Origin of the sequence: Kocuria sp. WN036 (genome assembly GCF_002287015.1) — a bacterium.
Lineage (GTDB): Bacteria > Actinomycetota > Actinomycetes > Actinomycetales > Micrococcaceae > Kocuria > Kocuria rosea.
The window spans coordinates 44700-71148 of record NZ_NSKF01000020.1; the positions used below are offsets into that span (position 1 = coordinate 44700).

Sequence of the window (26449 nt, forward strand, 5' to 3'; positions counted from 1 at the left end):
CCAGGAGCGGGCCGCGCCGTGCGGCGATGTGCGGGACCGGGCCCCGGGTGCCACGATGGGGTCACTCCCGCGGAAAGGATCCCCATGCAGCTCGACCTCCTGCTCGTCAACGCCACGGTCCTGACCATGGACCCGGACCGCCCGACGGCGTCGAGCCTCGGCGTGCACGGCGGGCGGATCGTGGTCCTCGACGACCCGGACGTGCCGGCGGCCGAGACCGTGGACCTCGGCGGGGCCACCGTGCTGCCGGGGTTCGTGGACGCGCACTGCCACACCGCGTGGTTCGGGCTCGGCCTGGCGGAGGTGGACCTCTCCGGCTGCACATCCCTGGACGAGCTGTACGCGGCCCTGGAGCGCGGCATGGCCGCGAAGCCGCGGGACGAGGAGTGGCTCATGGCCACCGGCTTCCTCCCCGCCACCGTGGGCGGGTCGCTGCCCGACATCGACGTCCTCGACCGCATCACGGGCCGCACGCCGCTGTTCGTCCGGCACACGTCCGGCCACGCGGCGGTGGTGAACTCCGAGGCGCTGCGGCGGGCGGAGATCTTCACCCCGGGGACCCCGGACCCGGTGGGCGGGCGGGTGGTGCGGGACGACACCGGCCGCGCCACGGGCCTGGTCGAGGAGACCGCCCAGGCCGTGGTGCAGGAGCTGTTCCGCCCCTACCCGGTGGACCGGATCGTGGCGGCGCTCGACCGCGCCACCGCCCGCTACGCCGCCGAGGGCATCACCACGTTCGCCGAGGCGGGGGTGGGCGCCGGGTGGATCGGGCACAACCCCTCCGAGCTGCAGGCCTACCAGCAGGCCCGGGACGCCGGCGTCCTGCACGCCCGGGCCCAGGTGATGCCCGTGCTGGACGTCCTGCACGGGATCAGCGGCCTCGGGGACGGCTCCGAGCGCGGGCTCGACCTCGGGCTGCGCACCGGCTTCGGCGACGACGAGCTCAGGCTCGGACCGGTCAAGGTGTTCGTGGACGGCTCGTTGCTCGGGGAGACCGCCGCCGTGACCGAGGCGTTCTGCGGAGGCCACTCGACGGGCTACTTCCAGGAGAACCCCGAGCAGATGGCCGAGGCGATCCACGCGGCGTACCGTGCGGGCTGGTCGGTGGCCGCCCACGCGATCGGGGACCGGGCCATCGACTTCGCGATCGACGTGATCACCCGCTGCCAGGACGAGCACGGGCGCCACCGGCTGCCCAACCGGATCGAGCACGCGAGCATCACCCGCCCGGACCAGCTGCCGCGGCTCGCGGCCGCGGGGATCGTGGTGACCCCGCAGATCGGCTTCCTGCGCCCCATGGCCGCCCAGTTCCGCCGGCTCCTGGGCCCCGAGCGCACGGACTGGACCTACCGGGGCCGCAGCTTCCTCGACGCCGGGGTGCGGCTGGCGGGCAGCTCCGACCGGCCGGTCGCCGACGGCGACGTGCTGCGCTCGGTCCAGGCCTGGACCGACCGCCTCGACGGTGACGGACGGCGGTTCGGGCCCGCCGGGGAACGGCTCGACGTGCTGCAGGCCCTCGCCGCCTACACGTCCGAGGCCGCGAAGGCGCTGGGGATGTTCGACCGGATCGGCTCGCTCGCCCCGGGCAAGCTCGCGGACCTGGTGGTGCTGGAGGAGAACCCCCTCGAGGTGCACCGGCGGGGCGGGTCGGTGGAGCACATCGGCGTGCGCGCGACCTACCGCGGCGGCCGGCTCACCCACCGCGCCGGCTGAACGGCGCCGGACGGAGCGGACAGCGCTCAGCCCTCCACGAGGATCCCGTCCTCGTCGGCCCACACCGTCCGGCCCGGGCGGAAGGTCACGCCCTCGATGACGACCGGCACGTCCTGCTCCCCGACGCCGTCCTTGGCGGACTTGCGCGGGTTGGAGCCCAGGGCCTTGACCCCGAGGGGCAGCCCGGCCAGGGCGACCCGGTCCCGCACGGGGCCGTTGATGATGACCCCGGCCCACCCGTTGCGCACCGCGGACTCGGCGATCATGTCCCCCATGAGCGCGGTGCCCATGGAGCCGTGGCCGTCCACGACGAGGACCGCGCCCTCCCCCGGGGAGTTGAGCACGGCCTTCACCAGGCCGTTGTCCTGGAAGCAGCGGACCGTGCGCACCGGCCCGGTGAACGCGGCCGTCCCGCCCAGGTCGAGGAACTGGCGCGGGCAGGACATCAGCTGCTCCCCGCGCTCGTCGTAGAGGTCGGCGGTGGTGAACGGGCGCGGATCGGTCATGAGCTGCTCCTGAGGCATCCGGTGGTGGTTCCGGCACCAGCCTAGCCAGCGGAACCGCCGCGCTCGGCCCCGGCGGGCGCCGCGGCCGGCCCCGGCGCCTCCTCCCGCGCGGCGGGCACGGTCGTGCCCAGCGGGATCTCCTCGATGAGCAGGGACAGCACGAGGCACGCCGCCGCGACCGGGAGACCCCACAGGAAGATCGGCGGCAGCGCCTGGGCGAAGGCCTGCGCGACGGCCTCCTGCACCGGGGCGGGCAGTCCCGCGAGCACCTGGGGGCTCAGGGCGTCGAGGTCGAGGGCGGGCACGGCGCGGCCCCCGAGCGCGTCGTCGAGCCGGGCGACGAAGACGGAGCCGAACACGGCGATCCCGAAGGACGCCCCGATCTGGCGGAAGAAGTTCGACGACGACGTCGTGGCCCCCAGCTCCGCGGGCGGCACCGCGTTCTGCACGATCAGGACGAGGTTCTGCATGAGACAGCCGATGCCGAGACCGGTGACGGCCATCCCCGCGGCCGTCAGGGCGTACGGGGTGGACTCGTTGATCAGCGAGAGCAGCGCGAGCCCGGCGGCCATCACCGCGGAGCCCAGCACGGGCCAGTGCTTGTAGCGCCCCGTGCGTGCGATGCGGCGGCCGGTGCCGATCGTGCCGACGAGCATCCCGGCCGTCACGGGGATCATCATCAGGCCGGCGGTGGTGGCCGAGGCGCCGTCGACCATCTGCAGGTAGGTGGGCAGGTAGGTGATGGTCGCGAACATGATCACGCCCATGCCGACGGCCGCCGCGGTGGGCACCACGAAGTTGCGCACGCGGAACAGGTGCAGCGGGATGATCGGCTCCGCGGCGCGGCGCTCCACCAGCACGAACAGCACGCCGAGCACCAGGACCGCCCCGGCGAGGCCGAGGATCCGCGGGCTCGACCACGCGTACGCCGTGCCGGCCCACGTGGTGAGGAGCACGAACGCCACGCTGCCCAGCGCCAGCAGCGCCGTGCCCAGCACGTCGAGGCGCACCCGTCCCCGGGGGACGTGCGGCAGGTGCAGGAAGCGGGGGATGAACAGGAGCGTCACCAGGCCCAGCGGCAGGTTGATGTAGAACACCCACCGCCAGCTCACGAGGTCCGTGAGGAACCCGCCGACCAGCGGCCCGCTCACCGAGGCGAGACCGAAGGCCGCCCCGATCACGCCCATGTACCGGCCGCGCTCGCGGGCCGGCACGAGGTCCGCGATGATCGCCTGCGCCCCGATCAGGAGGCCGCCGCCGCCCAGGCCCTGCAGCGCGCGGAGGACGATGAGCTGCGTCATGTCCTGGGCGGCGCCCGAGAGCACGGAGCCGAGCAGGAAGACCACGACGGCCACCAGGAAGATCCGCTTGCGCCCGTAGAGGTCGCCCAGCTTCCCGTAGACCGGCAGGCCCACGGTGGCGGCGAGCACGTACGCCGTGACCACCCAGGAGATCCGGTCGAGCCCGTCCAGGTCCCCGACGATCGAGGGCAGCGCCGTGGCCACGATCGTCTGGTCGAGGGCGGCCAGCAGGACCGCCATGAGCAGGCCCAGGAACGTCAGCCGCAGCCGGCGGCGCTCCGTGCGGCCGGGGTCCGCGACCACGGGGTCAGCGGTCGATCTTCAGCACGGAGCCGTCCTCGACGTTGACGAACACGTCCACGGAGTTGCCGTCCGGCTCGTCGATCTCGACCTCCCACACGGTCGTGCCGTCCTCCGTCTCGAGCTGCGCCTCGTCGACCGTGCCGTTGACCGTCTCCAGCGCCGTGGCCAGCCCCTCGTCGAGGGGCACCCGGACCTGGGCGAGCTTCTCGCCGTCGTCGCTGTCGAGGCCGCCCTCCTCCTCCTGGCTGATCACGTCCTCGCCGTCCTGCGAGACGTACACCTGGTGCTCGCGGTCGTCGGCGGCGACGGTGACCTCCCAGCTGGCCGGGCTGTCCTCCCGTCCGATCTCGAAGGCCTGGGCGTCACCGCCCACCGCGTCCTCGGCCGCGGCGACCGCGGAGGCCACGACGGCTGCCTCGCCGCCGGACCCGCCGGTGGCGTCGTCGGTGGGGCTCTCCGAGGGCGAGGCCGAGCCGGAGGCCGTGGCGGTGCCGTCGTCGTCGGGGCTCGCGCTGTCGTCAGGGGTGGCGGTGTCGTCCGGGCTCGCGCTGTCGTCGGGGGTGGCGGTGTCGTCCGGGCTCGCGCTGTCGTCGGGGGTGGCGGTGTCGGCCGGGGCGCCGGTCTCCGCCGGGGCGGTGGTGCCGTCCCCTCCGGCGCCGCCGTCACCCCCGTCGCCGCCGCAGCCTGTGAGGAGCAGGGCGGAGAGGGCGAGCGCCGCCAGGGACAGGTGCCTTCGGTCAGTGTGCTTCATACCCGGGATTCTTCTCCCCTGCGGACCCCCTGGCAAGGACGTGACCGGGGCGCTGACCCGCCCGGCGCGGACCCCCCACCGGGCTCACAGGCGTCGCGTCTACTATCCTGGAGAACGCCTGACCCGGGACCGGGTGCATGCGCACCGTGATCGACGCCAGGAAGGAGGCGGCATGGGATTCCTCGAGAGCCTCGAGAAGAACATCGAGAAGGCCGTCCGCGCCACCTTCTCCACCGGCTCCCGGAAGCGGGTGGAGGCCGTCGAGATCGCCAGCGCCCTCCGGCGGGAGCTCGACCAGGAGGCGTTCACGATCTCCGCCGGCCGCACCATGGCCCCCAACGTCTTCGTCGTGGAGTTCTCGGACGAGGACTTCCCGCGCGCCCAGGACTGGGGCACGCCGCTCGCGGAGGAGCTGTGCGACGTCGTCATCAAGCACGCCCGCAGCCAGGCCTACACGCTCCAGGGGGCGGTGAAGGTGTCCTTCACCCGCAACCCGGAGGTGGAGGCCGGCGAGTTCCGCGTCCACTCCTCGGCCCAGCGCACCGCCGAGTCCCCCAACACCCCCGCCACCCCGAGCGGGCAGCGGATCGCCCGCGGCCACCGCCGGGAGGAGGACGAGGGGGAGCCGACGCGCTCCGTGCCCGCGCAGCACTGGATCCCGGTGCTCGACGTCGACGGCGCGCGCTACTCCCTGAACGCGGACTCGATCGTGCTGGGCCGCTCCGCCGAGGCGGACATCACCGTGGAGGACACCGGCGTGTCCCGCAAGCACCTCGAGATCCGGCGGCAGGGCGAGCACTTCGTGGCCGTGGACCTCGGCTCCACCAACGGTTCCTACGTGGACGGGGAGCGGGTGATCGGCCGCACCGAGCTGGTCAACGGCTCCGTGATCACCATGGGTCGGACCAGGATCACGTTCCGCCTCCTGACCCCGAAGGGGAACCGCTGAATGTCCGAACTCACCGTCACCCTGCTCCGCTTCGGCTTCCTGGCGCTGCTCTGGATCTTCATCTTCAGCATCGTCGCCAGCCAGGGTCGTGACCTGGCGGTCGGCGGGAAGCTCCCGGCGGCGCTCACGAGGTCCCGCGCCGAGCGCCGGGGCGCCGCGGAGGACCCGGCGCCGCCCGCCGCGGGCCCCAGCACCGGGCAGCGCTCCCGTCCCCAGACCCTGGTCGTCCTCGACGGCCCGCTCCGCGGCCGCAGCTACCCGCTGGGCAACGCCCCGGTGCTGCTGGGCCGCTCCCCCGAGGCCACGGTGCCCCTCGGGGACGACTACGCCTCGGGGCGCCACGCCCGGCTGTTCCCGCAGGGCTCCCGCTGGTTCCTCGAGGACCTCGGCTCCACCAACGGCACCTTCGTCGGCCAGCAGCGCCTCTCCCGGGCCGTGCCACTCGACCCCGGGACCCCGTTCCGGGTGGGCAAGACCGTCCTGGAACTGAGGTCCTGACGCATGGCGATCGCCTTCCGCTACGCGGCGCGCTCCGACGTGGGCCGCGTCCGCTCGAAGAACGACGACTCCGCCTACGCGGGCCGCCACCTCGCCGTGGTCGCCGACGGCATGGGCGGGCACGTGGGCGGGGACGTCGCCTCGGCCTCCGCGGTCATGGACCTCACGAGCCTCGACCGCCCGGACCACCACGGCGACGGCGCCACCGTGCTCACGGACGAGATCCAGAACGCCAACCAGAACCTCGCCAAGCTGGTCCTGGGCAACGCCCGCCTGGGCGGCATGGGCACCACCGTCACGGCCCTGCTCGCGGACCAGGACGAGCTCGTCGTGGCCCACATCGGGGACTCCCGCGCGTACCGGCTGCGGGGCGACGAGTTCCGCCAGGTCACCAAGGACCACACCTTCGTCCAGCGGCTCATCGACGAGGGCCGGCTGCGCCCGGACGAGGCCGAGTCCCACCCGCACAAGAACGTCCTCATGCGCGTGCTCGGGGACGTCGACGCCTCCCCCGAGATCGACGTGGAGACCCTCCGCCCGGAGCGCGGCGAGCGCTGGCTGCTGTGCTCCGACGGGCTCAATGCCGTGGTCCGCCCGGAGACCATCCACTCGGTGCTGGGCTCCACCGACGACCTCAACCAGATCGTGGACACGCTCGTGGAGCTGACCCTGGACCGCGGGGCCCCCGACAACGTGACCGTGGTGGTCGTCCAGGTCTTCGAGACCGACGACACCGCCCCCGTGCCGCAGGCCGGCGAGGCCCGCGGCGCCGTCCCGGACCCGGAGTTCGCCCGCACCTCGGACGAGATCACCGGGGACGCCGGGACGCCGGGGACCGCCGAGGCCGAGTCCTCGGCGGCCGCGCTGCGCCGCGACCTCGCCGCGCGCCCGCACCTGCTGGTGGGCGCCGCCGCCAACGCCACCCAGACCGGGCGCATCCCCACCGTGAGCGACAGCGTCCTGGAGCGCCGCGCGACCCTCCTGCAGACCTCCGCCCCCGACACGCTGGCCGATCCGCGGGACGTCGAGTCGGCGCTGCACCGGGCCGGCGCCACCGTCCCGTCCCCGCGCCGGCGCCGCCACCGGCGCGCCGTGGCCGTGCTCGCGCTGGCCACGGCAGGGCTGCTGCTCGTGGCCGGGGGCTGGCTCACGAGCGGCTGGATCAGCTCCCAGTACTACGTCGGCGAGCAGCAGGGCAACGTGGCGATCTACAACGGCGTCTCCCAGTCGCTGGGGCCCGTGAGCCTCAGCGACCTCGAGCGCGCCACGGATCTCCGGGTCGAGGACCTCCCGGGCTTCGCCCAGGAACGGGTCCGCAACGCCATCCCCGCCGGCAGCCTCGAGGAGGCGGAGCGGATCGTGCGCGAGCTGCGCGAGTCCGTGCCCGAGGAGACGCCCGGCCCGGAGCCGCGCCCCACGGGCACCGTCCAGCGGGCCACCGCCTCCCCCACCGCCTCCCCCACCGCCTCGCCCACCCCCTCGCCCGCGGCCTCTCCCGGGGGTGACGGATGAGCGCCCCCGCCGCGACCTCCGCCCGGGAGGAGCAGGTCGAGCCCCGCCAGAAGCCGCGGCGGCTCACCGAGCTGCTCCTGCTCGTGCTCGCCGTGGGCATCGGCGTGGGCGCGAACGTCCTCGTGGACCCCGACCAGCTGGGCTCGGGGGACCCGCACCTCCTCGTCTCCGGGCTGGTCCTGGGCATCGGCGCGCTGGTCCTGCACGTGGTGCTGCGGCTGCGGGCCAAGTACGCGGACCCCTATGTCCTGCCGATCGTGGTGGCCCTCAACGGGCTGGGCATCGCCATGATCCACCGGATCGACCTCACCACGGACCAGACGGCCGCGGGCTCCCAGGTGGTGTGGACGGCCTTCGCCATGACCGCCGCCTGCCTGGTGCTCTGGTTCCTCAAGGACCACCGGGTGCTGCGGCGGATCACCTACATCTGCCTGGTGCTCAGCGGGCTGCTGCTGCTCCTGCCCCTCCTGCCCGGTCTCGGCCTGGAGCTCAACGGCGCCCGGATCTGGATCTCCGTGGGCGGTCGAACCTTCCAGCCCGGGGAGGTCGCCAAGATCACCCTGGCCGTCTTCTTCGCCGGCTACCTCTCGACCAACCGGGACCTCATCCTGCTGGCCGGCAAGAAGATCGGCCCCGTGCGCCTGCCGCGGTTCCGGGACATGGCGCCGATGTTCGCGGCGTGGATCATCGCGATCGGCGTGCTGGTGTTCCAGCGGGACCTCGGCTCCGCGATCCTGTTCTTCGGCCTCTTCCTGGCCATGATCTACCTCGCCACGAGCCGGCTCAGCTGGATCGTCATCGGGCTGCTGCTCGTGGCCGTCGGAGGGTTCTTCGCGAGCCAGACCTTCGGCCACGTGGCGGCACGCCTGGACTCCTGGCTCAACGCGTTCGACCCGGAGGTGTACAACCGGGCCCCGGGCGGCTCCGGGCAGATCGTCCAGGGCCTGTTCGGGCTCTCCTCCGGCGGGCTCTTCGGGCAGGGGCTCGGCCAGGGCCGGCCGGACCTCGTCTCCTACGCCAACTCGGACATGATCATGACCGCGTTCGGCGAGGAGCTGGGGCTCATCGGCCTGAGCGCCGTGCTCGTGCTGTTCTTCCTGTTCGTCACCCGGGGCTTCCGGGCCGCCCTGGGCACCCGTGACTCCTTCGGCAAGCTGCTGGCGGCGGGGCTGTCCGCGGTCATCGTGCTGCAGCTGTTCGTGGTGGTGGGCGGGGTCACCCGGCTCATCCCCCTGACCGGGCTGACCACCCCGTTCATGTCCGCGGGCGGCTCCTCGCTGCTGTCCAACTGGATCATCGCGGCGATCATCCTGGCGATCTCCCACACGGCCCGCCGGCCCGTGGTCACCGGTCCGGCCACCGAGGCCGACCTCGCCGAGATCGCCGCCCACGAGGCCGCGCTGCGCGAGGCGGCGCGGCGCGACGAGCAGGAGCGCGCCGAGCGCCCGGGACGCCGCCGGGACCGCCGTCCCGGGACGGATCCGGACGGGCCCGAGCAGGACGCGGGGCAGGCGGACGGGGTGGACCGCGCCACCGGAGGGCGGGGCACCGGGGCCGACACGGCCCGCGGCCCGGCGGTGCCCGCCGACACCGCCGCCACCGAGCCGATCGCCGCCGCGGGCCTCGACGGGCACCGGGACGCCGAGGACGCGGACCACCACGGCGGCACCCCCACCGAGGCGATGTCCCGCCTCACCGACAAGGACCGCAGGGGCCCCGGCGGGTCCCGGAGCACCGAGAACGGAGGAGCATCGTGAACCGGGCGATCCGACACACCTGGGTGGCCGGCGTGGCGATCTTCACCGTGCTGCTCCTCGCGCTGACCTACGTGCAGTTCGTCGCGGCGCGCACCCTCGAGGCGCACCCGTGGAACAACCGCAGCCTCTACGACCAGTTCGGCGCGGACCGCGGGGCGATCCTCGTGGACGGGGACCCGAAGGCGTCCTCCGTGCCCTCGGAGGACGACTTCGAGTACCAGCGCGTCTACGCGGACCCGCTGACGTACGGGCACCTCACGGGCTACTTCTCCCTCGTCTACGGCGCCACCGGGCTCGAGGCGGCCCTCGGCGAGGAGCTCTCCGGCGCCTCCGACGAGCAGTTCTACGACCGCGTGGTCTCCATGTTCTCCGGGAACCAGCCCACGGGCGCGTCGGTCGAGCTCACCATCGACCCGGTGCTGCAGCAGACCGCGGCCGAGGTGCTCGAGGGCCGGAAGGGCTCGATCGTGGCCCTCGACCCGGAGACGGGCGCGATCCTCGCCATGGTCTCCACCCCGGGCTACGACCCCAACGAGCTGGCCTCGCACGACTCGGGCTCCGTGATCGCCGCCGCGGAACGGCTCAACGAGGACCCCGACGCGCCCCTCGTCAACCGGGCCGTCGCCGGTGACCTCTACGCCCCCGCCTCGACGTTCAAGATCATCGACACCGTGGCCGCCCTCGAGTCCGGGGACTACACCACGGAGACCCTGATCCCGAACCCCCAGGAGCTGCCCCTGCCCGCCACCGACGTGACCCTGCCCAACTACGTGGGCGGCGGCTGCACCGCCCGTGCGGAGGCGGACCTGGAGTTCGCGCTCGAGCAGTCCTGCAACACGCCGTTCGCCTCGATCGCCCTGGACCTCGGGGAGGACGCGATCCGGGAGACCGCCCGGAACTTCGGCTACGGGGAGCCCCTCTCGGTGCCGCTCAAGGTGACCCCGTCGGTGTTCCCCGAGGAGCTCAACGAGGCCCAGCTCGCGCTGTCCTCGATCGGCCAGTACGACGTGCGCACCACGCCCCTGCAGGTGGCCATGATGAGCGCCACGATCGCCAACAACGGCGTGCAGATGAAGCCCCAGCTCGTGCGCACCGTGCGCTCCGCCGACCTGTCCGTGATCGAGGAGCTCAACCCGGAGCAGCTGCGCCGTTCCACGAGCGCGGACGTCGCCGGGACCGTCTCGGACCTGATGGTGCAGGTCGTCGAGGACGGCATCGCCCGCGGCGCGGCCGTCCCGGGGGTCGAGGTGGCCGGGAAGACGGGCACCGCCGAGATCGGCTCGGACGAAGGCCTCAACGACTCCTGGTTCACGGGCTTCGCGCCGGCCGACGACCCCCAGGTGGCCCTCGCCGTCGTCTTCGAGGACGTGGACGTGGCGACGGGCGCCTCCCTGACCAGTCCCGGTGCCAAGCGACTCTTCGAGGCGGTGTTGAACAAGTGAGACCATCGTCGAGCACCGTCCTGGGCGGGCGCTACGCACTGACCGATCGGATCGCGATCGGCGGCATGGGTGAGGTGTGGAAGGCCAAGGACCGGGTCCTGGGCCGGATCGTGGCCGTGAAGATCCTCAAGGAGGAGTACAACGGGGACCCGAACTTCCTGCAGCGCTTCCGCGCCGAGGCCCGGCACACCGCGCTCCTGAACCACCCCGGGGTGGCCAACGTCTTCGACTACGGCGAGGAGGAGGGCTCCGCCTTCCTCGTGATGGAGCTGGTCCCGGGCGAGCCGCTGTCCAACATCATCGAGCGGCAGAAGACGCTCGCCCCGGACACCGTGCTCAACTACATCGGGCAGACCGCACGGGCGCTGGCGGCCGCGCACGCCCAGGGCCTGGTGCACCGCGACGTGAAGCCCGGCAACCTCATCATCACCCCGGACAACCGGGTGAAGGTCACGGACTTCGGCATCGCCCGCCTGGCGGACCAGGTGCCCCTCACGGCCACCGGGCAGGTCATGGGCACCGCCCAGTACCTCGCGCCCGAGCAGGCCACGGGTCAGACCGCCACGGGGTCCTCGGACATCTACTCGCTGGGCATCATCGGCTACGAGTGCCTGGCCGGGCGCCGCCCGTTCACCGGGGAGTCGCAGATCGCGATCGCCCTCGCGCAGGTCAACGACCCGCCGCCGCCGCTGAAGGACAGCGTGCCCGAGACCGTGCGGGCGCTGCTGATGTCGATGCTGGCGAAGGACCCCAAGGACCGCCCGGCCACGGCCGGCGCCCTGGCCACCGCCGTGGACGCCATCCGCCGCGGGGACGAGGACGCGGCGGTCGCGGCCGTCCCCGGGATGCGCCCCTTCCTCGACCTGCCCGACGACGACGCCACCCAGGCGTTCGAGCCCGTGCGCGACGAGCCGACGCAGGTGCTGGACCGGGACCGCACCGCGGCCGCCGCGGCGACCGGAGCCGCCGCCGCCGGCGGGCCACGGCCCATCACCGCCGAGCTGGACGTCGTCGACGGCCCGGAGGGCCCCGGGGAGGACCCCGGCACCGGTCCGGCCCGTCCCGAGGAGCGCCGGGAGCGCCGCTCGGTGTGGGCCTGGCTGCTGCCGGTGCTCCTGGTGCTGCTCCTCGTGGCAGGGCTGCTGTGGTTCTTCCTGCTGCGCGAGCCGGCGCCCGTGAGCCAGGAGCCCTCCCCCACGGGCACCGTCTCGACCTCGACGGTGCCCGGCGAGCCGACGCCCCCGGCGGCGGAGCAGCCCGGCGCGGACACCGTGGAGGTCCTCGCCGCCCGCTACGAGGGCCGGCCGGTGGACGAGGTGGTGCAGGAGCTCTCCGACCTGGGCTTCCCCGTGGAGCGCGAGGGCCGCACCGCCGACGAGGAGCAGAACACCGTCCTGTCCCTGAACCCCGTGGGCCAGGTGGCGCGGAGCACCACCATCACGGTGGTCTACTCGACCGGCCCGGACACCGTGGAGCTGCCCTCCGGGATGGTCGGCCGCCCGGCCGACCCGCTGATCGACGAGATCCGGCTCCTGGGCGTGAACATCATCCGCTACGACGAGACCACCGAGGACGCCGAGCCCGGGACCGTGCTGCGCACCCAGCCCCTGGGCGGGTCCACCGTCCGCCCCGGCGACACCATCGAGATGTGGGTCGCCGCGGCGCCCGAGACGACCACCGCCCCCACCACCGGATCGCCCTCGCCCACCGCGACACCGACCGGGCCCGGCCAGGAGGGCTGAGCCGTGCCGGGCCGGAACCCCGTCCCCTCCCTCATCAACGACCGCTACGAGGTGGGCGAGACCATCGGCCGCGGCGGGATGGCCACCGTCCACCTGGGGCGGGACCTGCGGCTGGGCCGGCGGGTGGCCATCAAGGTGCTGCGCCCCGAGCTGGCCCGGGACGGCACCTTCCACGAACGGTTCAAGCGCGAGGCCCAGTCCGTGGCCGCCCTGAACCACCACTCGATCGTCTCGGTCTACGACACGGGCGAGATCCTCGCGACGACCGACGAGGGCGTGGACCGGCCGTTCATCGTGATGGAGTACGTGCCGGGCCGGACCCTGCGGGAGCTGATCCACGAGAACGCCGTGACGCCCCAGGAGGCCGTGGACATCACCCTGGGCATCCTCGACGCCCTGGAGTACAGCCACCGGGCCGGCATCGTCCACCGAGACATCAAGCCCGCCAACGTGATCGTGACCCCCGAGCGGCAGATCAAGGTCATGGACTTCGGCATCGCCCGGGCCGTGGAGGACACCTCGCCGGCCCTGACCCAGGCCCAGGCCGTCCTCGGCACCGCGCAGTACCTGTCCCCGGAGCAGGCCCGGGGCGAGTCCGTGGACGCCCGCTCCGACCTCTACTCCGCCGCGTGCGTGCTCTTCGAGATGCTCACGGGCCGGGCGCCGTTCGTGGGCGGGTCCTCGGTGGACATCGCCGCCCAGCACGTCCGGGACCATCCCCCCGCGCCCTCGGAGCTGGACCCGCGGCTCGGCGGGCGCGTCGACGACTTCATGGCGAAGGCCCTCGCCAAGGACCGCTCCGCCCGCTTCCAGGACGCCGGGCAGATGCGCCGGGCGCTGCGGGAGCTGCGCCCCGCGGTGCCGGGGGACCTGGAGGCCACCCAGCCCCTGCACGCGGTGCGGCAGCGGGACGAGGACACGAAGACCCTCCCGCCCGTCCCCGTGCCCGCCGGGGCGGCCGCTCCGCCGACGGCGGCGGGCACGGCGGTCGCCGCGGCGCCGGTGCCGGCGGACGACCCCGGGAGCGGCTCGACCCCGGCGCGGGACCGCCGACGGCGACCGCTGCGCGCGGCGCTGCTCGGCCTGCTCGCCCTCGCGGTCCTCGCCGTCCTCGGGGTCGTGGCCCTCCAGTGGGTCCAGGACCAGCGCGGCGGACCCGTGCTCGTCGCCGTCCCCTACGTGGCGGGGATGGACGCGGCGGTGGCCGAGACGGCGCTGCGCAACGCGGAGCTCGTGCCGCAGCGCGAGGAGGTCTTCGACGACGAGGTGCCCGAGGGCGACGCCGTGGGCACCGACCCCACGGCCGACACGCAGGTCGAGGAGGGCTCCACCGTGGTCCTCGCGGTCTCGCGGGGGCCCGCCGAGGTGGAGGTCCCCGACGACCTCGCGGGCCGGTCCGAGGAGGACGTGCGGGACGCCCTGGAGGCCGCCGGGCTCGAGGCCGGGGCGACCCGCACGGCGAACAGCCCATGGGTGCCCCAGGGGATGCTGGTCGCCACCGACCCGGCCGGCGGGACCACCGTCCCGAGCGGCTCGGAGGTGCAGCTCGTGCTGTCCACGGGGCGGGTGACCGTGCCGCAGCTCGTGGGCCTGAGCCGGCAGGAGGCGGTCGCGGCCCTCGGCGCGGACGCGGTCCGCATCTCGTCCGAGGTCGTCACCACACCCCGGGCCGGAGTGCCCGCAGGGCAGGTCGTGGACCAGAGCGTCGACGCCGGACAGTCCGCGCCGCAGGGCTCGACGATCACGCTCACCGTGGCGGTCGCCCCGGAGCCCGAGCCCGCTCCGGAGCCGACCCCCTCGCCCACCCCGTCCGCCTCCCCGGAGGCGACCGAGGACGAGGAGGAGCCCGAGGAGACCGCCGCACCGGAGGAGGAGGAGTCCGAGCCCAGCAGCACCCCGGACGACTCCGCCGAGACGTCCCCGGAGGACTCCCCCGAGACCGAGGCGCGCGACGACGACGAGCAGGACGGGATCCCCCAGCAGGCGGCCGACCGGGCCCGCGAGGCGCTCGAGCAGGGCGCGGACCGCGGGCCCCGGCGCGATTGACGTCCGGGCCGGCGGCCGAGGATCAGACGGTGATCAGCGGGGAGAGCGACGCGGCGGCCCGCGCCGCGCCCTTGAGCCCTACGAGCTCGAGCCAGTTGCCGAGCATGAGGTAGCCGCCCTCGGTGAGGACGGACTCCGGGTGGAACTGCAGCCCGTGCAGCGGGGCGCTCTTGTGGCGCAGCCCCATGATCACCCCGTTCGGGGTGCGGGCGGTGACCTCGAGGACGTCGGGCACGGACTGGTCCACGACGGCGAGCGAGTGGTAGCGGGTCGCGGTGAACGGACTGGGCACGGCGCCGAAGACGCTCGTGCCGTTGTGCTCCACCCGGGAGGTCTTCCCGTGCATGAGCTCCTCGGCATGGGTGACGGTCCCCCCGTACGCCTCCGCGAGGGCCTGGTGGCCGAGGCAGACGCCGAGCAGCGGCTGCCCCGTCCGCTCGGCGTGGCGGATCAGGGCGGTGCACACGCCGGCGTCGGCGGGAGCGCCCGGGCCGGGCGAGAGGAGGACGCCCTGGTGCTCGTCGGCGAGCGCGCACGCGGCGGTCTCGTCGAGGTCGTCGTTGCGGATGACCGTGGTCCTCGCACCGAGCTGCTCGAGGTAGCCGACGAGGGTGTAGACGAAGCTGTCGTAGTTGTCCACGACGAGGATCTTGACGGTCACAGGATCTCCTGGGAGTGGGGTGCCTCTCGGCGCGTGCGCCCGTCCAGCTTACGCGTCCGCAGGAGGGCACGCACCGGGCGGCTAGACTGGTGCACCGGACCCCCCGCCGTGAAGACGGCCCGCTTGGTGATCAGGAGGATCAGTGCCCGAGTCCAAGAACCGCCGCAAGAAGCCGGCCCGCCGTCCGGGCGGCTCCGGACGGTCGACGCCGGCAGCTGCCCCGCCCGTCGACGCGGAGCTGGCGCGGCTGGCGGCGGAGGGGCTGCCCGGCGGCTCCACCGCGTTCGACCCGGAGGCCGCCGCGAACGCGGTGGCGCAGGAGCTCACCGAGCGCTCCCGGCACGGCTCGCCGGAGACCCACGCCCCGACGCCCACCTGGTACAAGGCCATCATGCTGGGCCTGCTGGTGGTCGGGCTGCTGTGGCTCATCGTCTACTACCTCTTCCAGGGCACCTATCCCGTGCCCGGGATCGGCACGTGGAACATCGGGGTGGGCCTGGCCCTGATGATGGTGGGGCTGATCATGACCACGAAGTGGCGGTGACCTCGGTGCCCCCTGCCGGCACCGGCCCCGAGGACCCGCACCAGGGCCCGCACGAGGACTCGCAGGAGCCCTCCCCCAAGCCGCTCGAGGACGAGATCGCCGAGTCCCGGCCGAAGGACGGGCGGCGGTTCAACGCCGCCACGTTCGAGGTGCGGCTGCGCCGGTGGGCGCTGCTGCTGCTGGTCGCGGGTCCCGCGATCTGGTTCCTGGTGCAGCAGCTCCGCTAGCCGCACCGGCCCGCGGCACCGGTCACGGCGCGCACGGGAGCGGCCCGCACCCCTGCCGGGGTGCGGGCCGCTCCCGTGCGCGCCTGTCGGGGGATCAGGCCTGGGCCGAGACGGCCTCCTGGCCCTCGACGGTCTCCTCGGGGTCGTTCTGCGGCGCGGTGAACGCGACGTCGAGGCTGATGACGACCTTGTCGGAGACGAGGACCCCGCCGGCCTCCATCGCGGCGTTCCAGGTGATGCCGAAGTCCTTGCGGGAGATGGTGGTCTCGGCGGAGAAGCCGGCGCGGGTCACGCCGAAGGCGTCGACGACGACGCCGCTGAAGTCGGTGGCGAGCTCGACGGTGCGGGTCACGTCCTTGATGGTCAGCTCACCGGTGATCGTGCCCTCCTCGCCGTCGAAGGCCACGGCGGTCGAGGTGAAGGTCATCGTGGGGTGCTCCTCGACCGCGAAGAAGTCGGCGCTGCGCACGTGGGCGTCGCGGTCGGCGTTCTTGGTGTCGATGCTCGCCATCTGGACCGTGGCGTTCAGGGTCGAGCTCTCGACCGGGTCGGTGACCTCGAGCTGCGCGTCGACCTCGCCGAAGGTGCCGCGCACCTTGGAGATGCCGGCGTGGCGGACGGTGAAGCCGACCTCGGAGTGGGCGGGGTCGAAGGTCCAGGAACCGGGGACGAGACCGTTGAGCTGGGACATGGTGTTCTCCTTGGGGATCGGTGGCGAGCAGGTTGTTGCTTCGTCAACTACTCTAGGAGCACCTTGGTGATGTGTCAACAACAAAGTCCGAAGTTCTTCCGGGTCCCCGGGGGCCGCCCCCGGACGCTCAGGCCTCGGGGTCCAGGGCGGAGCGGTCGTTGAGCTCGTGGAACCGGCGGCGGTGGTAGACGAGGGGGACGCCCGTGCCCTCGTGGCCGAGGACGTCGACCACGGCGGCGTTGAACACGAGGGCGGGCCCGGCCTTGATCCGGGCCAGCGGGACCGCGCGCAGGACCCGGGCGACGTTGAGCAGCCGGGGCTCCCCCGTCTCCAGGTACTCCCAGGGCATGTCCGTCCCGAAGCGCGGCGCCCCGGAGACGGCGAAGGACCGGGCGAGGTCGAGGTTCTCGGCGTCCAGCAGGTGCACCAGGAAGGAGTCGGCCTCGGCCAGCAGAGCGGCCGAGCCCTGACGGGCCTGCAGGGAGAAGCCGAGGATCGGCGGCACGGCCGACACGGAGGACACCGAGGACGCCGTCAGGCCCACCGGCCCCTCGGGGCCCCGCGCGGTGATGATCGCGACCCCCGCGGGGTGGTGGGCGAAGGCCGCCTTGAACGCCTCGCCCACGTGCTCGAGGTCCTGGAGGTGGTCGGCCGGGACCTCGAGGTCGGCGACCGACGCGGCCGCGCGCTCGGCCGGGGGACCGGGCCGCGGGACCGCGCTCAGCCGCGGCTCCTCCGCCGTCCGCTCGGGCCGCGGAGGGCTCTGCTCCGGCGCGCCGCCGGCGGGCGCGTCGTCGTCGTGCCCCCGACGAGGCCGGCGTTCGTGGTGCTGGGCCGCCATGAGTGTCCTTCCGTGGAGAGCCGTGGGAACGGTGCCGCCGGGCGGCCCCACCGGTCCACGCTACGTCCGGAACCGGAGCGGGAGTCAATCGATTCCGCCGCTGACGGGGCGGGAGAAACCCGACGTCACAGTCTTGCACGGGCGCCGTCGTCGTGTCCGGCGCCCCCGGGTCACCGGGTCAGGCCCCGGTAGCCGCGGGCGTAGTGCACCAGCGGGTCGTCGGCCCGGGCCTCCGCGACCCCGCGGCCCATCGCGGTCACCTCGCCCACGACGAGCCGGTGCGTCGCGGCGGTGTGCACGGCCACGGTGGAGAGCTCGAACCACGCGAGCGCCCCGTCCAGGACGGGCGCCCCCGAGCGCGGCGCGCGCCGGAAGGGCACGCGGTCCAGCAGGCCCTCGACCGGGTTGCCGGGGCTCGCGAGCCAGTTGGCGACCCCCTCCTGGTCCCGGCGCAGCACGGAGAGCGTCCACGCGCCGGAGGACTCCACCGCGTCGCAGATCCGCCCCTCCTCGAAGAGGCTCACGAGCATGGTGGGCGGGTCGTAGGAGACGTCGAGGAACCCGGTCACGGTCGCGGCGACGTCCCGCCGGCGGTGCCGGGCGGCCACGACCGCCACGCCGGAGGCGATGTCCGCGGCGAGCAGGCGGTAGGCGCCGACGTCCTCGGCGTCCGGCGCCGCCGGGTCGATCAGGTGGGCCGGTGCGGGATCGGGAAGCTCCATCCCGCCAGTCTGGCACGGGGGCTCAGCGCTCCGGCCGGGACCGTCCCGTCATCCGGAGGGTCAGGTTCAGCCGCCCGCCCTTCATGCCCAGCGCGGCCGCCCCCGTGCCGGGGCGGATGCGCGGCACCCCGTGGAACGCGTAGCGGGAGGGGCCGCCGAAGACGAAGAGGTCGCCGCTGCGCAGCTCCACGTCCCGGTACGGCGCCGAGCGGGTCTGCGTGTTCCCGAAGCGGAAGACGCACGTGTCCCCGAGCGAGAGGGAGACGATCGGCGCGGCGGAGGCCTCGTCCCTGTCCTGGTGCATGCCCATCCGGGCGTCGGCGTCGTAGAAGTTCACCAGGGCGGTGTCCGGCCGGTAGTCCTGCGCGTCCGGGCTGCCGGGGCCGTAGGCCTCCTGGGCGGCCCGGCGGCCCAGCTCGGTCAGCCACGGGGGCATGTCCGGTGCCCGCTTGCGCTCCCCGGTGCGCAGATAGCGGTAGGGCGCCCAGTCCCAGCCCAGTGTCGTGGAGCGCACCGACATCCGGCCGCCGCCCGGGAGCACCATGTGCCGCATGGGCACCGGGCCCACGGCCCACTCCCGGCAGCGGAGCACCAGGTCCCGCTGCTCCTCGGGCCCGAGCCACCCCGGCACGTGGACGGCGCCGGGGGCGATCTCCGCGCGCTCCCGGGGCAGCTCGAACAGCTCGGGCGCCGAGAACGGGGTCGAGGGGTCGATCATGCTGCCGAGCGTAGCCGCGACCGCCGACACCGCGCACCGGCACCGCGGGCGGCGGCACCGGTGTGCGCCCCGCCACGGCGGCCCCGGGCGGAGAGGAGTAGCGTGGAGGTTCTCCCGATCACCGTGAAAGGTCCGCCGTGCCGCTGCCCCTGTCCGTCATCGACTTCGCCACCGTCCGCAAGGGCGCGTCCGTGGGCGAGAGCTTCGCCGACTCCGTGCGCCTCGCCCAGCACGCCGAGCGCCTGGGGTACCTGCGGGTCTGGTACTCGGAGCACCACAACATGCCCACGATCGCCTCCTCGGCCCCGGCCGTGCTGATCGCCCACGTCGCCGCGCACACCTCCACCGTCCGCCTGGGCGCGGGCGGCGTCATGCTGCCCAACCACTCCCCCCTCGTGATCGCCGAGCAGTTCGGCACCCTCGCCGAGCTGCACCCCGGACGGATCGACCTGGGCCTGGGCCGGGCCCCCGGCACGGACCTGCGGACGGTGCGGGCCATGCGCCGGGACCCCTCCGCCGCCGAGCAGTTCCCGCAGGACGTCCGCGAGCTGCAGGGCTATCTCAGCGGCCGCTCGATCGTCCCGGGCGTCAGCGCCGTGCCGGGCGCCGGGACGGACGTGCCCCTCACGATCCTGGGCTCCTCGCTGTTCGGCGCCCAGCTCGCCGCCGCCTACGGGCTGCCCTACGCCTTCGCCTCCCACTTCGCCCCCGACGCGCTCGTGGACGCCGTGGCCGCCTACCGCGCCGGGTTCCGTCCCTCCGAGCAGCTCGCGGAGCCGTACGTCGTCGCGGCCGTCAACGTCATCGCCGCGGACACCGCCGAGGATGCCGCCGAACAGCTCGGGACCGCCCGGCGCGAACGGGTGCGCGCCATGGTGGGCCGCGGCCGCGAGCTGAGCGAGGCTGAGCTGGACATGGTGATGGACAGCCCCGCCGGGCAGCAGATCCTGCACATGCTGCACTGGTCGGCCGCGGGCACGGGCGACGAGGTCCGGTCCTCCCTGGAGGACTTCGCGGTCACGGCGGACGCCGACGAGCTCATGATCGCCCCCGCGTCCCCCACCCAGGAGCAGGTGCTGCGCTCCCTCGAGCTCCTGGCCGGGGCCTGGGGTCAGGACGCCGGGACAGACCTTCCCTCCGCCGCGTCGCGACTGTAAATTCAGGGAGTCACCGGCGTCCGCCGTCACGGCGCCGCCCCCGGGAGGCGCCACCGCCCCCCGAAAGGTCCCCGCCATGTCCTCAGTCACCGCCCGACGCACCGTCACCGCCCTGGCCGCGGCGCTCGCCCTCTCGGGCGCGGCCGCCTCCCCCGCCGCCGCGACCCCGCGCACCGTCGAGGTCGTCAACCTCGGCGACTCCTACTCCGCGGCCTTCGGCACGGGCGGGCTCCAAGCGGTCGAGGGCGTTCCCGGCTGCGTCCAGGGCACGGGACGGGACCACGTCGACAAGCTGGACGCGCACCCCCGGATCGAGGTGACCCTGGACGCGGCGTGCGCCGGCTACGAGACGCACGAGGTGCGGAACCTCGTCGCCGCGCAGCCGGTCGCCGACGCCCTCGCCTCGGCCGACCTGGCGACACTGACCCTCGGGGGCAACGACATCGGGTGGGGCGGGTTCGTCGAGGCGTGCAGCGCCCCCGCCGAGGCCGCCTACGGCCCGGCGCCGTGCGACGCCAAGCTCGCGGAGGCCCCCGCGCTCATCGCGTCCGCCGCCGCCTCCGCGGCCGAGACCGTCGCGGCCGTCGACGCCGCGTCGGACGCGCGCATCGTGGTGCTGGGCTATCCGCACCTCTTCGACGACCGTGCGGACAGCCCGCTGATCTCCGCCGAGCGGGCCGCCCAGCTCAACGACTGGACCGACGAGCTCAACGCGGCTCTCGCGGCGGGCGTGGAGGAGGAGGGCGCCGTCTTCGTGGACGTCACCGACCGCTTCCGCGGCCACGGCGTCGGCTCGGCGGACCCGTGGATCCTCTTCGGCCCCGACGCCGGCAGCCACAACCTGCACCCGACCGAGCGCGGGTACCTCTCCGGCTACTTCCCGGGGCTCCTCGGGCAGGCCGCCCGGGCCCGCTGACCGCTCGCCGGCCACGACGCAGGCCCCGGACCGTCGGTCCGGGGCCTGCGTCGCGCCCGGTGCGTCACCGGCTCCCGGCCGGGGTGCGGCCGGACGCGGGTCAGGCGTTCTTCGTCTCGTCCTTGACGGACTGCGCCGAGTCCTGGGCGGAGGACTTCAGGTGCTGGGCCTCGCCCTGGCCCTGCTGCTTGACCTCCTGGGCGCCCGACTGCGCGGTCTCCTTGACGGACTGCGCGGCCTCCTGGGCCGGCTCCTTCAGGTCCTGGGCGACCTCCTGCGCGGCGCTCTTCGCGGACTCGACCGCGTGCTGGGCGTGGGGCTGCACCCGGTCCGCCGCGTCGGCGACGAGCTCCTGCTCCTTCTGCGTGGAGGGCAGCAGCGAGCCGACGAGCCAGCCGGCGCCGAGGGCGATCAGACCGGCGGCCAGCGGGTTGCCCCGGGTCTTCGCCCGGGCCGTGGCCGGGGCGTTCTGCACGGCGCCGCGGGCCTGGTCGGCGCGGTACGCCGCCTCGTCCCGGACGTCGCCGGTGGAGTAACCGCCCACCGTGAACTCGTCGTCGGAAGAACCCATGACTCGCTCCCTCACTCCGTGCACGGTGTCCTGGACCTTGCCGCGGACCTTGTCCTTCTGCCGCTCGACGACACGCTCGGGCGTCACCTTCTCCGCGACGGCGTCGACGTCGGAGCCGAGCCGAGCGCGGGTGGCCTCGATGTCGGCGCGGATCTGTTCGGGGTTCTGCTGGCTCATCGGTTCTCCTTCTTGGAGGGCTTCACGGTGTCCGGGATCTCGGAGACGGTCTCACGGGTGAGGGGCAGCGGATCCTGGGTCGCCTCGGTCATCTCCCGCTTGCCCTCGTTGAGGTTCTTCTTGCCCATCGCGGCGAGGATGCCGGCGATGACGGCCCAGAGCACGGCCACGATGACCGAGGACCAGGCCAGGCCCACGAGGTTGCTCAGTCCCCACATGAGGGCGAGGGCCAGGAAGAGCAGGACGAAGTGTCCGGCCACGCCGGCCCCGGCGAGCATGCCGGCGCCCTTTCCCGTGTCCTTGGCGGACTGCTTGGCCTCCTGCACCGCCTGCGTCGTCTCGGCCTTGGCGAGCGCGATCTCCTGCTGGATGAGGGTGGAGAGGTTGGTGCTCAGCGACTTGAACATCTCACCGAGCGACTCGTGCTCCGCCCTGTTCTCGGCGTCCGAGGGGGGAATGGGATGGCTCATCGACGGTCGCCCTCCTGGTCCGGGTAGACGGTGCCGGGCACGCGGTCGGTGTAGGTGCGGGCCGCCTCGCCCTGCTCGTCGGAGCGGTAGGCGTAGGGGTCGGCCGGGGTGTAGCCCGAGGTCTCGGTCGCCGTGAGGTTGCGGTCGTAGCCCTGGTCGTAGACGGCGCCGGTGGCGACGCCCGTCCCGGCCGCGGTGCCCTGGTCCTGCCGGCCGGAGACGCCGAAGTACTCCTTGGCGCCCTGGCGGTCGGTCGCGATCTCGTCGCTGTCCTTGACGCCGCGGGTGGCGCGGCCGGCGAGGAGCCCGATGCCGGCGGCCAGGGCCAGGAAGGTCCCGGGGCGACGCGCCGCGAACCGGCGGACGTCCTGCAGCAGGTCCTGGGCGTCCTTGTTCTCCAAGGAGGAGGCCATGGAGTCGACGCGCCCGGAGACGCTGCCGAGCAGGCCCGTGACGAAGTCCGTCTCGGGCTTCTCACCGCGGGACAGGGCGTTGATCTCGTCGCTGACGGAGCGGACGCTCGAGGCGATGCGCTCCTGCTGGGGGGCCACCTGGTCCCTCAGGTCGCTCCGGAGCTGGCCGAGGAGGTTCTGCGCCTGGGCGGTGGCCTCCTGCTTGACGGCTCCGGCCTGCTCCTTCGCCGTCTCCTTGACGCGCTGGCCGGAGCCGGCGGCCTCGTGCTTCAGCTGGTTCGCCTCGGCCTTGCCCTGCTCCGCCGCGACATCCTTCTTGGACGAGGTGCCGGTCTGCGCCGCGTGGCTCGAACCGGCGTCGTAGGGGGTGGGGTCATAGGGGTTGGTGGTCATGATTCCGCCTTTCTGGAACATTTCATAAGTCCACTGATGGTGCGGGCTGGTTCTAGCCTAGGTCGAAGGCTCCACGGAGCCAAGCCCTTCGCCGGATCGGCGCGTCCTCACGGCGACGGGCTGCCGCCGTTGACGTTGAGGGTCTCGCCGATGACGTAGCTCGACTCGGAGGAGGCGAGGAACACGTAGGCGGGGGCCAGTTCCGTGGGCTGGCCGGCCCTGCCGAGGGGCGTCGACTGCCCGAACTCTGGCAGCGCGTCCTTCGGCTGCCCGTCCGAGACCTGGAGAGGCGTCCAGAACGGTCCCGGCGCCACGGCGTTGACGCGGATGCCCTTGGGCGCCAGCTGCTGGCCGAGGCCCTTGGTGAAGTTGTTGATCGCCGCCTTGGTCGACGCGTAGTCGAGGAGGTCCGGCGACGGCTGGTACGCCTGGATCGACGTCGTGTTGATGATGGAGGACCCCGCGGGCAGGTGCCGCAGCGCCGCCTTGGTGATCCGGAACATCGCCACGATGTTGACGGTGAAGGTGTCGACCAGCTGCTCGTCGCTCAGGTCCTCGAGGCTCTCGACCGCCACCTGCTTGCCGGCGTTGTTGACGAGGATGTCGAGCCCGCCCAACCCGTCCACGGCGTTGTCGACCAGGGCCGCGCAGAAGTCCTTGTCGGTCAGGTCCCCGGGGAGGAGGACGGCCGTGCGACCGGCCTTCTCGATGGCGGCCTTGACCACCTGCGCGTCGGGCTCCTCGTCCGGGAGGTAGTTCAGGGCGACGTCGGCGCCCTCCTTGGCGAACGCGATGGCGACCGCCGCGCCGATGCCCGAGTCCGCCCCGGTGATCAGGGCCTTGCGCCCCTCCAGGCGGCCGGTCCCCCGGTAGGAGAGCTCCCCGCGGTCGGTCCTGGGCTCGAGTTCGACGTCCAGGCCCGGCTCGGGCTGGTCCTGCTTCGGGGGCGACAGGACGGGGTATCGCGTCACGGGGTTCTGGAACGCGAGCTGGTCCACCGTCTCGCGGTCGGCGTTCTCGGGGTTGCCGCTGTTCGTCTCGGCCATGCTCCACTTCCTCTCGTCGTGCACTGATCTGGACAGCATACTGATGATGCGGTCGGCAGGACAACGGCTTCTCTGTGGGAGAACAGGACACCCCGCGCCCCCGTGACGGAGGGACCGCCGAGGGGCACGGGGCGCAGGAGCGTACTGCCGCGGGGTGACCGCGCTCAGGCGTCGAGACGGTGCAGGAAGTTCTCCAGGGCGTCGTCGAACGCGGCGGGCTGCTCGAGGTTGGGGGTGTGCCCGGCGCCGTCGACGACGACGAGCTCCGCCCCGGCGGCCAGCTCGGTCATCCGCAGGCCGGCGCCGCCGTCGAAGGCGTCGTCCGCGCCCACCACGACGAGCACGGGGATCCGGGCGCCGCGGAGCAGCTCGGTGAAGTCCCGGCGCTCGGCGCGCCCGCGCATGGCCGCGGCGGCCCCCTTCGCGGGAGCGTTCTGGAGCATGGCCAGCACCTCGGCCGCCACCTCGGGGCGGGTCTCCACCGTCGACTCGGCGACCATCTTGCCCAGGACATTGCGGCCGTAGGCCTCCATGCCGCCGGTCAGCATGGCGTCCGCGGCGACGTGGCGGCGCCGCCTGCCGGCGGCGTCCTCCGCCTCGGGGACGGTGTCGTTGACGACCAGCGCCCGGACCCGGCCGGGGTGGCGGTGGAGGAGCTCCATGGCGATCTGGCCGGACATCGAGAACCCGACCACCACCGCCCGGTCGACGGCCAGGTGCTCGAGCAGCGCGGCGACGTCGTCCGCGAACTCCTCGGTGTAGACGATCCCCTCGGTGACCTCGGACCCGCCGAAGCCGCGCAGGTCGGGGGCGACCACCCGCCAGCCGCGGTCGGCGAACACCTCGACCTGGCGGGCCCACATGCTGCGGTCGTAGGCGTGACCGTGCAGCAGGAGCAGCACCGGCCCCTCCCCCCGGTCGGTGTAGGTCATGGTGACCCCGTTGATCCGGGCGGTCGCGGAACTGACGTCGGGCATGGTGGGAGACCCCTCTCTCGGGCGTACGGCAGGAACGCTCCCAGAGTAGCGAAGGACGCCGCCGCAGGGCCGGGTCTCACCCGCGGCCGGGACGGCCCGCGGTCATTCGACGACGCCGCAGGCCAGCCGCGACCCGGCGTCGCCCGTGCCCAGCGTGGCCTCGTCGGGACCGTCGGGGGCGTAGCGCTCCGGGACGTTGGCGTGGTTGTCGGGGCCCGAGTGGACTATCACGGCGCTGCCGTCGTCGTCGGCCACGAGGTCCTGGACACCGAAGCGGTCGGTGACCGTCGTGAGGAAGCCCGTCCCCTCCTCCGTCACCAGGAGGGCGGGGAGATCACCCCGGTGGTCGGGGTGCTCGGCGTCCTCGCTCCCGAGGTGGCCGCCCGCGGAGAGGAACGCACCCGTGGTGCCGGGGTCCCCCGGGGCCGCGCTGTCGGGCTCGCAGAGGCCGGTCGCGTGCACGTGCAGTCCGTAGAAGCCGGGCTCGAGCCCCTGCACCTCGGCCACGACCTCCGTGCCGGCGGCGACCTCCGCGAAGCTGACGCTGCCGACCTCCGAGCCCTCGGTGTCCTGGAGGACGGCGCGGGAGCCGGCAGCCGCCTCCGAGGCGGCCGACGTCTCCTCGACCACGGCGCTGTCGTCACCGCCCCCGTCGCAACCGGCGAGCACCAGGGCGGTCGTTCCGATCACTGCTGCCATCAGCCTGCTCCGTCGCACGGCTCCTCCTCGTCGTCACCGGGTCCTGGTCCTCGACCATAAGCCGTGGTCGGAGGGGATTCAACGAAGACGATGGGTGTTAAATGCGGGGAGCCCCCGCACCGTGTGGTGCGGGCGCTCGACCCTTGGTGTGGTCCGGCGGTGTCCTACTCTCCCACACCCTTCCGGGTGCAGTACCATCGGCGCTGCGGGTCTTAGCTTCCGGGTTCGGGATGGGACCGGGCGTTTCCCCCACGCTATGACCGCCGTAACTCTGGTGCCCGACCCCGCCGGGTGCTCGCGGGGGTGGGTAAGTCACTGTGGTTGTCCGCCCGTGGTGGGCGGTATTCAATTGCGGTTCCCTGTGCCCGCCGCGTAAGCGACGGGTGGGTTGTTGGTTGGGAGCCGTATAGTGGACGCGGTGTTCTGTGGTGACCCCACCCTTGTTCCCAACACGTGGTGGGGGTGGGGGTGTGGTGTAAGTTGTCGGCTTATTAGTACCGGTCGGCTGCACACGTCGTTGGTTCGTGCTTCCACCTCCGGCCTATCAACCCAGTGGTCTAGCTGGGGGCCTCTCACACACTAGGTGCGTGGAAATCTCATCTCGAAGCGAGCTTCCCGCTTAGATGCTTTCAGCGGTTATCTCTTCCGAACGTAGCGAAGCAGCGGTGCACCTGGCGGTACAACTGCCATACCAGAGGTTCGTCCG

At 73.4% G+C, this 26449-nt stretch carries 26 protein-coding genes and 2 rRNA genes; 12 read left to right on the forward strand and 16 right to left on the reverse strand.

The genetic code is table 11. From position 1 onward, the window contains the following. Positions 1-84: 84 nt before the first annotated feature. The gene (locus CK505_RS12935; protein WP_035930231.1) at positions 85-1713 is read left to right on the forward strand and encodes an amidohydrolase; all 1629 of its coding nucleotides are present in this window, start codon (positions 85-87) and stop codon (positions 1711-1713) included. Positions 1714-1739: 26 nt separating this feature from the next. On the opposite strand, the gene rraA is transcribed toward CK505_RS12935, so the two are convergent. From rraA to CK505_RS12950, 3 genes are read right to left on the reverse strand one after another with little or no spacing between them, the layout of a single operon-like run. Continuing rightward, positions 1740-2219: a ribonuclease E activity regulator RraA gene (gene rraA, locus CK505_RS12940; protein WP_017834086.1), complete on the reverse strand. Its 480-nt coding sequence runs from the start codon at positions 2217-2219 to the stop codon at positions 1740-1742. Between the two features lie 41 nt (positions 2220-2260). After that, positions 2261-3823: an MDR family MFS transporter gene (locus CK505_RS12945; RefSeq protein ID WP_095651317.1), complete on the reverse strand. Its 1563-nt coding sequence runs from the start codon at positions 3821-3823 to the stop codon at positions 2261-2263. Between the two features lie 4 nt (positions 3824-3827). Beyond that, the gene (locus CK505_RS12950; protein ID WP_095651318.1) at positions 3828-4574 is read right to left on the reverse strand and encodes a PepSY domain-containing protein; all 747 of its coding nucleotides are present in this window, start codon (positions 4572-4574) and stop codon (positions 3828-3830) included. Positions 4575-4746: 172 nt separating this feature from the next. Here CK505_RS12950 and CK505_RS12955 point away from each other — a divergent pair, with 172 nt between their 5' ends. Genes CK505_RS12955 through pknB form a run of 7 tightly spaced genes read left to right on the forward strand, consistent with a single transcriptional unit; the run spans position 4747 to position 14520 of the window. Further along, the gene (locus CK505_RS12955) at positions 4747-5523 is read left to right on the forward strand and encodes a DUF3662 and FHA domain-containing protein (RefSeq protein ID WP_095651319.1); all 777 of its coding nucleotides are present in this window, start codon (positions 4747-4749) and stop codon (positions 5521-5523) included. Continuing rightward, a complete protein-coding gene (locus CK505_RS12960; RefSeq protein WP_095651320.1) occupies positions 5524-6021 on the forward strand; it encodes an FHA domain-containing protein in 498 nt (165 codons plus the stop codon). A gap of 3 nt (positions 6022-6024) precedes the next feature. Next, positions 6025-7533, forward strand: coding sequence for a PP2C family serine/threonine-protein phosphatase (locus tag CK505_RS12965; RefSeq protein ID WP_095651321.1), 1509 nt, complete (start codon positions 6025-6027; stop codon positions 7531-7533). Beyond that, positions 7530-9290: an FtsW/RodA/SpoVE family cell cycle protein gene (locus tag CK505_RS12970; protein WP_095651322.1), complete on the forward strand. Its 1761-nt coding sequence runs from the start codon at positions 7530-7532 to the stop codon at positions 9288-9290. Before CK505_RS12965 ends, CK505_RS12970 begins: the two co-directional genes overlap by 4 nt. After that, positions 9287-10732 (forward strand): penicillin-binding protein 2, encoded by a 1446-nt coding sequence (locus CK505_RS12975; protein ID WP_095651323.1) that lies wholly within the window; start codon positions 9287-9289, stop codon positions 10730-10732. The genes CK505_RS12970 and CK505_RS12975 overlap by 4 nt, the downstream gene beginning before the upstream one ends. Continuing rightward, positions 10729-12474, forward strand: coding sequence for a protein kinase (locus tag CK505_RS12980; RefSeq protein ID WP_095651324.1), 1746 nt, complete (start codon positions 10729-10731; stop codon positions 12472-12474). The genes CK505_RS12975 and CK505_RS12980 overlap by 4 nt, the downstream gene beginning before the upstream one ends. 3 nt (positions 12475-12477) lie before the next feature. Next, positions 12478-14520 (forward strand): Stk1 family PASTA domain-containing Ser/Thr kinase, encoded by a 2043-nt coding sequence (pknB, locus tag CK505_RS12985; RefSeq protein ID WP_095651325.1) that lies wholly within the window; start codon positions 12478-12480, stop codon positions 14518-14520. 22 nt (positions 14521-14542) lie between these two features. Here the strand turns inward: pknB and CK505_RS12990 are convergent, their stop codons facing one another. Beyond that, positions 14543-15181 carry an aminodeoxychorismate/anthranilate synthase component II gene (locus tag CK505_RS12990; RefSeq protein WP_095651326.1) on the reverse strand — a complete coding sequence of 213 codons (639 nt, stop codon included), beginning with the start codon at positions 15179-15181 and terminating at the stop codon, positions 14543-14545. A 142-nt stretch (positions 15182-15323) separates the two neighbouring features. Here CK505_RS12990 and CK505_RS18905 point away from each other — a divergent pair, with 142 nt between their 5' ends. Together CK505_RS18905 and CK505_RS13000 are read left to right on the forward strand one after the other, a co-directional pair. Beyond that, positions 15324-15725, forward strand: coding sequence for a cell division protein CrgA (locus tag CK505_RS18905; protein WP_240722726.1), 402 nt, complete (start codon positions 15324-15326; stop codon positions 15723-15725). Further along, positions 15722-15952: a hypothetical protein gene (locus CK505_RS13000; RefSeq protein WP_141246823.1), complete on the forward strand. Its 231-nt coding sequence runs from the start codon at positions 15722-15724 to the stop codon at positions 15950-15952. Before CK505_RS18905 ends, CK505_RS13000 begins: the two co-directional genes overlap by 4 nt. 94 nt (positions 15953-16046) lie before the next feature. On the opposite strand, the gene CK505_RS13005 is transcribed toward CK505_RS13000, so the two are convergent. From CK505_RS13005 to CK505_RS13020, 4 genes are all read right to left on the reverse strand, one after another. Then, positions 16047-16643 (reverse strand): YceI family protein, encoded by a 597-nt coding sequence (locus CK505_RS13005; RefSeq protein WP_095651328.1) that lies wholly within the window; start codon positions 16641-16643, stop codon positions 16047-16049. Positions 16644-16770: 127 nt separating this feature from the next. Continuing rightward, a complete protein-coding gene (locus CK505_RS13010) occupies positions 16771-17484 on the reverse strand; it encodes a flavin reductase family protein (RefSeq protein ID WP_176475345.1) in 714 nt (237 codons plus the stop codon). 170 nt (positions 17485-17654) lie between these two features. Continuing rightward, positions 17655-18206, reverse strand: a complete 552-nt coding sequence (locus CK505_RS13015) for a flavin reductase family protein (RefSeq protein ID WP_095651329.1) — start codon at positions 18204-18206, stop codon at positions 17655-17657. 22 nt (positions 18207-18228) lie between these two features. Further along, complete coding sequence (locus CK505_RS13020) at positions 18229-18924, reverse strand: alpha-ketoglutarate-dependent dioxygenase AlkB (protein WP_095651330.1); 696 nt, start codon at positions 18922-18924, stop codon at positions 18229-18231. Between the two features lie 137 nt (positions 18925-19061). Here CK505_RS13020 and CK505_RS13025 point away from each other — a divergent pair, with 137 nt between their 5' ends. Continuing rightward, positions 19062-20081, forward strand: coding sequence for an LLM class flavin-dependent oxidoreductase (locus tag CK505_RS13025; protein WP_095651331.1), 1020 nt, complete (start codon positions 19062-19064; stop codon positions 20079-20081). A 76-nt stretch (positions 20082-20157) separates the two neighbouring features. After that, positions 20158-20997 (forward strand): GDSL-type esterase/lipase family protein, encoded by an 840-nt coding sequence (locus CK505_RS13030; RefSeq protein WP_095651332.1) that lies wholly within the window; start codon positions 20158-20160, stop codon positions 20995-20997. Between the two features lie 100 nt (positions 20998-21097). Here the strand turns inward: CK505_RS13030 and CK505_RS13035 are convergent, their stop codons facing one another. The 8 genes from CK505_RS13035 to CK505_RS13070 all read right to left on the reverse strand — a co-directional run. Continuing rightward, complete coding sequence (locus CK505_RS13035) at positions 21098-21745, reverse strand: DUF3618 domain-containing protein (protein WP_095651333.1); 648 nt, start codon at positions 21743-21745, stop codon at positions 21098-21100. After that, positions 21742-22215, reverse strand: coding sequence for a phage holin family protein (locus CK505_RS13040; protein ID WP_095651334.1), 474 nt, complete (start codon positions 22213-22215; stop codon positions 21742-21744). Before CK505_RS13040 ends, CK505_RS13035 begins: the two co-directional genes overlap by 4 nt. Further along, complete coding sequence (locus CK505_RS13045) at positions 22212-23021, reverse strand: hypothetical protein (RefSeq protein ID WP_095651335.1); 810 nt, start codon at positions 23019-23021, stop codon at positions 22212-22214. Before CK505_RS13045 ends, CK505_RS13040 begins: the two co-directional genes overlap by 4 nt. A 107-nt stretch (positions 23022-23128) precedes the next feature. Further along, a complete protein-coding gene (locus tag CK505_RS13050) occupies positions 23129-24067 on the reverse strand; it encodes an SDR family oxidoreductase (protein ID WP_017834107.1) in 939 nt (312 codons plus the stop codon). 164 nt (positions 24068-24231) lie between these two features. Further along, a complete protein-coding gene (locus CK505_RS13055; protein ID WP_095651336.1) occupies positions 24232-25044 on the reverse strand; it encodes an alpha/beta fold hydrolase in 813 nt (270 codons plus the stop codon). Between the two features lie 102 nt (positions 25045-25146). Continuing rightward, positions 25147-25743: a superoxide dismutase family protein gene (locus CK505_RS13060; RefSeq protein ID WP_244915847.1), complete on the reverse strand. Its 597-nt coding sequence runs from the start codon at positions 25741-25743 to the stop codon at positions 25147-25149. A gap of 151 nt (positions 25744-25894) precedes the next feature. Further along, a 5S ribosomal RNA gene (gene rrf, locus CK505_RS13065) occupies positions 25895-26011 on the reverse strand. A gap of 202 nt (positions 26012-26213) precedes the next feature. Further along, a 23S ribosomal RNA gene (locus CK505_RS13070) occupies positions 26214-26449 on the reverse strand; the annotation flags it as partial.